Origin of the sequence: Thioalkalivibrio sp. (assembly GCF_007692535.1) — a bacterium.
GTDB lineage: Bacteria > Pseudomonadota > Gammaproteobacteria > Ectothiorhodospirales > Ectothiorhodospiraceae > Thioalkalivibrio.
In genome coordinates this window covers 1-8153 of sequence record NZ_REBW01000218.1, presented here as the reverse complement: position 1 = coordinate 8153, position 8153 = coordinate 1, and the positions used below count along the sequence as shown (strand labels likewise).

The following is an 8153-nucleotide window of genomic DNA, read 5'->3' as shown; positions in this document are numbered from 1 at the left end:
CGCTACCGGTATTTTCCCGAGACGGGAGAGGAGCGTTTCCTCTCCTTCCTTGGGGTGCCGATCATCCAGCAGCGGAAACTGCTGGGCGTGCTGGTGGTGCAGCACCAGGAGGCGCGCCGTTTCGACGACGAGCATGTCTCGTTCCTCGTGACCCTGGCCGCGCAGTTGTCCGGGGCGATCACGCACGCCGAGTTCACCGACGAGATCAGCAGCGAGACGCCGCTGATCAGCCACGTGAATGTCGAGGCCACCGGCGTGGCCGGTGCGCCGGGGGTGGCCATCGGGCGTGCGGTGGTGGCCTACCGGCTGGCGGACCTGGATTCGATTCCGGACCGCGAGGCGCGCGGCATCGAGCAGGAACTGGCGCGCTTCGGCATTGCCGTGGCGGCGACCCGCGAAGAGATCGAAGGTCTGAAGCGGCGCACCGAGACGCTGCTGCCGGCCGAGGAAAGGGCGCTCTTCGACGCCTACCTGATGTTGCTCGGCTCGGATTCGCTCGTGCACCGGACCGAGGCCAGGATTCGCGAAGGGCAGTGGGCGCCAGGGGCATTGCGGGACACCGTGCGCGAGAGCGTGCGGGTGTTCGAGGACATGGAAGACCCCTACCTGCGCGAGCGCGGCGCGGACATCCGCGATCTGGGCCGGCGCGTGCTCTCGCACCTGCTGCCGGTGGAGGGCAGCACCGAGGAGTTCCCCGAGGGCGGAATCCTGGTCGGCGAGGATCTCACCGCCTCGCATCTTGCCGAAGTCCCGATCGAACGCCTCGGCGCGATCGTTTCGGCCAAGGGTACGGGCTCCTCGCACATCGCGATCCTGGCCCGCGCGCTGAACGTGCCTGCGGTCATGGGGGTTGCCGACCTGCCGGTAAGCCGGCTCGAGGATCGCGAGGTCCTGGTCGACGGCTATCGCGGCCGCCTGTACGTGAATCCGAGCGCGGAGCTGCGGGCGGAGTTCACGCGCCTGGTGCGCGAGGAGCGTGAGCTCGAGGAAGGGCTGCGCACGCTGGCCCTCGAGCCGGCGGCCACCCGCGACGGCCGCCCCGTTCCAGTGCTGGCCAACAGCGGCCTGCTCGCGGACATCAAGCCCTCGCTCCAGTCGGGGGCCGAGGGAGTCGGGTTGTACCGCACCGAAGTGCCGTTCATGATCCGCGACCGCTTTCCGGGCGAGGACGAGCAGGTCGAGATCTACCGGCAGATCCTCGCCTCCTTCGATCCGATGCCGGTGACGCTGCGCACGCTGGATATCGGCGGCGACAAGCAGCTGCCGTATTTCCCGGTGGAGGAGGACAACCCCTTCCTGGGCTGGCGCGGCATCCGCATCACCCTGGATCACCCGGAGATCTTCGTGACCCAGCTGCGGGCCATGCTCAGGGCCAGCGAGAACCACGACAACCTTCAGATCCTGTTCCCGATGATCAGTTCGCTGGAGGAACTCAAGGAGGCCAAGGTCCTGCTCAACCGGGCGCGGGAGGAGCTGCTGGACGAAGGATTCACGATCCCGATGCCCGAGGTCGGGGTGATGATCGAGGTGCCCGCCGCGGTGTACCTGGTCGAGAACCTGGCGCGGCGCGTTGATTTCCTCTCGGTCGGCACCAACGACCTGGTGCAGTATCTGCTGGCGGTGGACCGGAACAACGCCCGGGTGGCGAACCTCTACGATCCATTGCACCCCGCTTCGGTCCGGGCACTGGAGTTGATTGCCGACGGCGCGCGCCGCGCCGGAAAGCCGGTCAGCGTCTGCGGCGAGATGGCCTCCGACCCGGCGGCGATCATCCTCCTGCTGGGCATGGGGATCGACAGCCTCAGTGTCAACGTGTCGGCGATTCCGCGGGTCAAGTGGGTGATCCGCAGCTTCTCCACGGACCGCACCGAAGCCCTGCTCGCGCAGTGCCGGCTGCTGGAGAGTGCGGACCAGATCCGCTCGCTGCTCAACAATGCGCTGGTTCAGTCGGGTCTAGGTGGCCTGGTGCGCGCGGGCAAGAACTGACGTAGGTCCGGCACGGGTCGGATTCGTTCGGCGCCGGATGTCGTTACCGGCGGTGAATCGGTATGATCCGCAGGCACAGCCCAGAACCTCAGGATATTCATGATTTCGGTCGGTATCGTTGGCGCCACGGGTTACACCGGCGTCGAACTGCTGCGTCTGCTGGCCTCTCATCCCCAGGTCGAGATCGCCGCCGTGACCTCCCGTGGGGACTCAGGAACGCCCGTTGCCGGGATGTTTCCCAGCCTGCGCGGGGTGGTGGACCTCGACTTCGTGGCCCCCGAGGTGGAGCAGCTGGGGGGCTGTGACGCCGTCTTCTTCGCCACTCCGCACGGCGTTGCCCATGCCCTTGCGGGCCCGCTGCTGGAACGCGGGGTCCGCGTGATCGACCTCTCGGCCGATTTCCGCATCCGTGACGCGAAGATCTGGACGCATTGGTACGGCCAGGCGCATGGGGCGCCGCAGTGGCTGGACGAGGCCGTGTATGGCCTGCCCGAACTCAACCGCGAGCGGATTCGCGAGGCGCGCCTGCTGGCCGTGCCCGGCTGTTACCCGACGGCGGTGAGCCTGGGGCTGCTGCCACTGCTGCAGGCCCGGGCCATTGATCCGACCGACATCATCGCCGATGCCAAGAGCGGGGTCAGCGGTGCCGGGCGCAAGGCGCAGGTCGGCGGATTGTTCGCGGAAGTGGGAGAGAATTTCCGCGCCTATGGCAGCGCCGGGCACCGGCACCTGCCCGAGATTCGTCAGACCCTGGAGACCGTAGTGGGCGGACCGGTGGGGCTGGTCTTCCAGCCGCACCTGGTGCCGATGATCCGCGGCATCCACGCCACGCTGTATGCCCGACCCCTGGACGTCGACATGGATTTCCAGGCCCTGTTCGAGGCCTTCTACAGGGAAGAACCCTTCGTCGATGTGCTGCCGCCCGGAGCGCACCCGGAGACCGCAAGCGTGCGCGGTACCAATCTCTGCCGTATCGCGGTCGTGCGCCCCGTGGAATCGGAGCGCCTGATGGTCCTGTCGGTGATCGACAACCTGGTGAAGGGCGCTTCCGGACAGGCGGTGCAGGGCATGAACCTGATGTTCGGCTTCCCGGAAGGCCAGGGCCTGGGGGCGATTCCGGTCTTCCCATGAGCGCCATCATTACACCGCGAACGCGGGTATTCTTGACTATTGCCATCGGTCTTCATAGCGTATGGGGCCAATGCACACCTAGAGAGACTTCATCATGGCTGACACGATGACCGCCACTGCCGACGCCGACATGGAGATGCCGAGCCCGCTGATCTTCACGGATGCGGCTGCGACCAAGGTGAAGAGCCTGATCGACGAGGAAGACAACGCGAACCTGAAGCTGCGCGTATTCGTGAGCGGCGGCGGCTGCTCCGGATTCCAGTACGGCTTCACCTTCGACGAGACCGTTGGCGACGGCGATACCGTGGTCGAGAACGGCGGGGTGACGCTGCTGATCGACCCGATGAGCTTCCAGTACCTGGCCGGCGCGGAGATCGATTACAGCGAGGGCCTTGAAGGCGCCCAGTTCGTGATCCGCAACCCGAACGCGACCACGACCTGCGGCTGCGGCTCCAGCTTTTCGACCTGATCCGCCACGGACGAACACGTGCATTCAGAGGCCGGGAGGGCGTTGCCCCTTCCGGCCTCTTCGCTTTTCAGGCTTGCTGGATCGCGTCTTCGGCGGGCCTTGCGCCGGGGATGATGCATCCGAGGATGCGCGGCCCCGCGGCTCCGGTGACCGCCGGGACATTGCCCGCCTGCCCATGAATCGTCTGCCTTGCCAGCCAGGCGAAGGCCGCGCCCTCGACCTGCTCGGCAGGGAGTCCCAGATCCCCGGTTTCCGCGACCGGGATGTCTCCGAGACGCTTGCGCAGACGCCGCATCAGCTCGGCGTTGCGCACGCCGCCTCCGCAGACCAGGACCTCGCAGGAGCGGCCGTCGGGATGTTCGTGGAGCACCGCGTCGGCGATGACGTAGGCAGTGAATTCGGTCAGCGTCGCCTGCACGTCGACATCGTCGCCGATGTCGGTGGCGGTGAGCAGGCGATCCTCGAGCCAGCCCAGGGAAAAGTATTCGGGGCCCGTGGTCTTCGGCGGCTTCAGCGCGAAGAAGGGATCGGAACGAAGCGTTCTCAACAACTCCACGCGGACCTTTCCCTGAGCCGCCCATTCGCCGCTCTCGTCGAAGGGGAGGCCCTTGAGTTCGCGGATCCAGGCGTCCAGCAGGGTATTGCCCGGACCGCAGTCGTAGCCGAACACCGGCTGTCCGGGCCGGAGCCAGGTGATGTTGCTGATGCCGCCGATGTTGACCACCGCGCGCGTCAAGGTGGCGTCCGAGAAGCAGGCCGCGTGCAGGGCGCAGGCGAGCGGGGCACCCTCGCCGCCGGCCGCGATGTCTCGCTGGCGGAACATGGCCACGGTGTCGATGCCGGTGCGCTCGGCGATCCGGAAAGGGTCGCCGATCTGCCAGCTGAAGGGAGGACCCGCAGTGGGTGCGTGATGCAGGGTCTGGCCGTGGCTGCCGATGGCGCGCACCGCCCCGGGTTCCAGGCCGGCCTCGTGCAGCAAAGCCAGCGCGGCATCGGCAAAGACTTCACCGATCGCGGCGTCCAGCTGCCCGAGTTCCTGGAAATGCCCGTGCCCGGCCACGGTCAGCCGGGCAAGATCCGCCGCGATGGATTCCGGGTAGGTGTGACGCCGGTGAGCGTGGACCTGCCAGCCGAGCGGACCCCCGCTGGCGGCAAGGACTGCCTCGACGCCGTCCCTACTGGTGCCGGAGATCAGCCCGATGTAGAGCTCGGGCACTAGGTGCCTGCGCCCGTCGTGCCCTCGGCCAGTTGGGTTTCCCGCAGGGTCTCGATCGCGGCGAGCAGCGATGCCGTCGCGTTGCGGAACGCGTCCATGTGCTTGGCGGGGAGCGATTCGGCGCGGGGCAGATCGACGGTGACCGGGTTGACGGGCTTTCCGCGCACGTGGAATTCGTAGTGCAGATGCGGGCCGGTGGCCAGCCCGGTCATGCCCACGTACCCGATGATTTCACCCTGGCGGACCCGGGAGCCCACCGAATGTCCGTTGCGATAGCCGTTCATGTGCGCGTACAGCGTCCGGTAATTGTTGCCGTGATCGATGATGACGGTTTTGCCGTATCCCCCCCGGGTTCCGCGGTGCTCGATGCGGCCGTTCCCGGCGGCTCGGATCGGGGTGCCGGTGGGGGCGGCGTAATCGACCCCCTGGTGCTGGCGGGTGTAGCCGAGGACGGGATGCCTGCGGGGGCCGAAATTCGAGCTGATGCGGCCGACGTCGACCGGCGTGCGGATGAAGGCCTGGCGCATGCTCTCGCCGTCCGGCGTGAAGTAGTCGGGATCGCCGCCTTCGGGGGCGAAGCGCAGGGCGTGCAGCGTGCGGCCCCGGTTCTGGAACTCGGCGGCGAGGACCGGGCCGTCGCGCAGGTATTCCCCGTCCTTGAAGATCCGGTCATACACGACAATGAGGTGGTCACCCTGGCGGATGTCCCAGGCGAAATCGATGTCCCAGCCGAAGATGTCCGCGATCTGGACCAGCATCGCGTCGGACAGGCCGGCCCGCGATCCGTCGAGGAACAGGGACTGCTGAATCTCCGCGTGGGTGATGCGCCGCTCGGACTCGAGTTGATGCTCCTGCCGCTGTACGACGAACTCGCCGTTCTCCGCGGCCCGCGTGATCTCGATATAGTGGTCGCCGCCGCGCGGCTCGTAGATCAGGGTCTTGAGATCGCCCGCCCGTTTGCCGGCGCGCAGGCGCTCCCCGGGGAACAGCCGCTGCAGGTCCCTGGCCTCGTCACCGAGCGCCAGGATCGGCTGCAAGTGGCTATGGATCTCCAGTTGGCTGAAGATGGCGGAGAGCGTGTCTCCGGAGGCGACCACATGTTCGTTCCATTCGATTGCGTCCGTCCCGGGCCCCGCAACCGCGGGATCGAGGTAGGACTCGGCGGATGCTGCATCCAGGATGCTGGTTGCGGTGTTCTCGGGAAGGGCGCCGCCATCGGTGCCTTCGGGTAGTGCGTACGATACGCCGATGCCGGTCTGCTGCGCAGGAACGGTGGCTGCCATCGCCAGTGGTGCCACGGGCTCATGGCCAACCTCGAGCCGGGTTCTCTCGGTGGCCGCCCGAACGGTATCATCGGCAGGCAGCGCCGCCGATGGGGAGCGTTCGGATGCCGGCTGCTCCATGTAGGCCGCAAAGCCCAAGCCCAGGGTCGCCAGAAGGACGACCGAAAGCAGGAGCGGCCAGCGTCGGCGGCGGCGCGGCTCATGGAAGTTGAGGTGGGTGGCACTCGTTTCCATGAAGATACGGCGTTGTTTCGGCACTGGGGATCCCCCTTCCCGGATGCTGTCGCGGTGATAGTACGCCGACAGCTGCAGTCAATCCAACCCTGGCGCCATGGTTTTACGGCTCCACGTTGCCAATGATATCAAGATTATAACGGGATTTTCGAATGGATCTGGAAGAACAACTCGGTATCATCCGCCGCGGGGTCGACGAGATCCTGCTCGAGGACGAATTGCGCGAGCGCCTGCAGGCCGGTCGGCCGTTGCGGATCAAGGCGGGCTTCGACCCCACCGCGCCCGATCTGCATCTCGGGCACACGGTTCTGCTGAACAAGCTCCGCCAGTTGCAGGAGCTGGGGCACGAGATCATCTTCCTGATCGGTGATTTCACCGGGCGCATCGGCGACCCTACCGGCAAGACAGCGACCCGGCCGCCGCTGACCGAGGACGACATCCAGGCGAACGCTGCCACCTACCAGGATCAGGTCTTCCGGATCCTCGATCCGGAACGCACGCAAGTAGTGTTCAACTCCACCTGGACCAGCGATCTGGGTGCAGCCGGGATCGTGCAGCTGGCGGCCCGGCATACCGTGGCGCGGATGCTGGAGCGGGATGATTTCAACAAGCGGTACAACGGCCGGCAGCCGATCGCCATCCACGAGTTCCTCTACCCCCTGATTCAGGGGCATGACTCGGTGGTGCTGAAGGCGGACATGGAGCTCGGCGGCACCGACCAGAAATTCAACCTGCTGGTGGGCCGCGAACTGCAGAAGCAATACGGGCAGCCGCCGCAGGTGATCCTGACCATGCCGATCCTGGAAGGGCTCGACGGCATCCAGAAGATGAGCAAGTCGCTGGGCAACTATATCGGTGTCCAGGAGCCACCGGACGACATGTTCGGCAAGATCATGTCGATCTCGGACGAATTGATGTGGCGCTACTACGAACTGCTCAGCTGGCGCCCGCTGGTGGAGGTCGCGGCGCTGCGCGCGGTCGCCGAGTCAGGGGAGCGGAATCCCCGGGACATCAAGTTCGCATTGGGTGAGGAGCTGGTCGACCGCTTCCATGGCGCCGGCGCCGGTGCGCGCGCCCGGCAGGGCTTCATTGCCCGCTTCCAGCGGCACCAGCTTCCGGACGAACTTCCAGAGGTCGTGGTCCAGCCCTGGGAGGATGGGCTGCCGCTGCCGAACCTGTTGAAGGAGGCGGCACTGGTGGCGTCCACCACCGAGGCGCGCAGCCTGCTGCGCCAGGGCGCGGTGCGGGTCGACGGCGAGCGCGTCGAGGATCCGGACCGCCGCTTCCCCAGCGGCGCGAGGCACGTGGTGCAGGTGGGCAAGCGCCGCGTTGCCAGCGTCCGCGTTGCCTGAATGGATGTCCTGGCATCCGCGGCAGGAATATTTGCCCGGACCCCCTTGACCGCCCGGGCCAGCCATCTATAATGCGCGCTCTCCAACGGGGCGCTGCCCTGAAGGAGATCCGAAAAAGCCCCTCGGGGCCGAAACGGAAGCACAAAAAGGGTTGACAACCTCCTCTTGGCCGGGCATCATAAGCGGCTCGCTTCGAGGAAAACGGCAGCAGCAACGCAGCCGGTCGATCCGAAGCAGGGCGCAGCACGATCTTGACATCATGCTGGCCCGGGGTGCAGAATACGCGCCCTCGCTGAGACGAACTCAGCAGCGCTCTTTAAGAACATGTGAATCAAGTAGTTTGTGCGGATGCTTGCGTCGTTAACGATTGGGAAACGCCAATCGATATACGAAGTAAGCACCAAACCTCAGAGTTTGAACGAGGTTGGGTCGCTCTTCGAAAAGGTATTACGGAGCTATCCGTAAATAGCTTTAAACTGAAG

6 protein-coding genes are annotated in these 8153 nt (G+C 66.1%); 4 read left to right on the top strand and 2 right to left on the bottom strand.

All coding sequences use genetic code 11. From position 1 onward, the window contains the following. From ptsP to erpA, 3 genes are all read left to right on the top strand, one after another. Positions 1 to 1986 (top strand): phosphoenolpyruvate--protein phosphotransferase (ptsP, locus tag EA346_RS12645; protein ID WP_296759150.1); only part of this gene is annotated, 1986 nt, incomplete at its 5' end. A 99-nt stretch (positions 1987 to 2085) separates the two neighbouring features. Continuing rightward, entirely contained in the window at positions 2086 to 3117 is a 1032-nt protein-coding gene (argC, locus tag EA346_RS12640; RefSeq protein WP_296759148.1) for an N-acetyl-gamma-glutamyl-phosphate reductase, read from the top strand. Between the two features lie 94 nt (positions 3118 to 3211). Further along, positions 3212 to 3586, top strand: coding sequence for an iron-sulfur cluster insertion protein ErpA (gene erpA / locus EA346_RS12635; protein ID WP_296759146.1), 375 nt, complete (start codon positions 3212 to 3214; stop codon positions 3584 to 3586). A 67-nt stretch (positions 3587 to 3653) separates the two neighbouring features. Here erpA and EA346_RS12630 read toward each other — a convergent pair whose 3' ends face one another. Together EA346_RS12630 and EA346_RS12625 are read right to left on the bottom strand one after the other, a co-directional pair. Next, the gene (locus EA346_RS12630; protein ID WP_296759143.1) at positions 3654 to 4802 is read right to left on the bottom strand and encodes an anhydro-N-acetylmuramic acid kinase; all 1149 of its coding nucleotides are present in this window, start codon (positions 4800 to 4802) and stop codon (positions 3654 to 3656) included. Beyond that, the gene (locus tag EA346_RS12625) at positions 4802 to 6343 is read right to left on the bottom strand and encodes a M23 family metallopeptidase (protein WP_296759141.1); all 1542 of its coding nucleotides are present in this window, start codon (positions 6341 to 6343) and stop codon (positions 4802 to 4804) included. Before EA346_RS12625 ends, EA346_RS12630 begins: the two co-directional genes overlap by 1 nt. A 128-nt stretch (positions 6344 to 6471) precedes the next feature. Here EA346_RS12625 and tyrS point away from each other — a divergent pair, with 128 nt between their 5' ends. Then, positions 6472 to 7671 carry a tyrosine--tRNA ligase gene (gene tyrS / locus EA346_RS12620; protein ID WP_296759139.1) on the top strand — a complete coding sequence of 400 codons (1200 nt, stop codon included), beginning with the start codon at positions 6472 to 6474 and terminating at the stop codon, positions 7669 to 7671. Positions 7672 to 8153 lie beyond the last annotated feature (482 nt).

Excerpts from the sequence above, each read along its gene's own strand:
- tyrS (WP_296759139.1), top strand. The coding sequence starts at position 6,472 with ATGGATCTGGAAGAACAACTCGGTATCATCCGCCGCGGGGTCGACGAG.
- argC (WP_296759148.1), top strand. The coding sequence starts at position 2,086 with ATGATTTCGGTCGGTATCGTTGGCGCCACGGGTTACACCGGCGTCGAA.
- erpA (WP_296759146.1), top strand. The coding sequence starts at position 3,212 with ATGGCTGACACGATGACCGCCACTGCCGACGCCGACATGGAGATGCCG.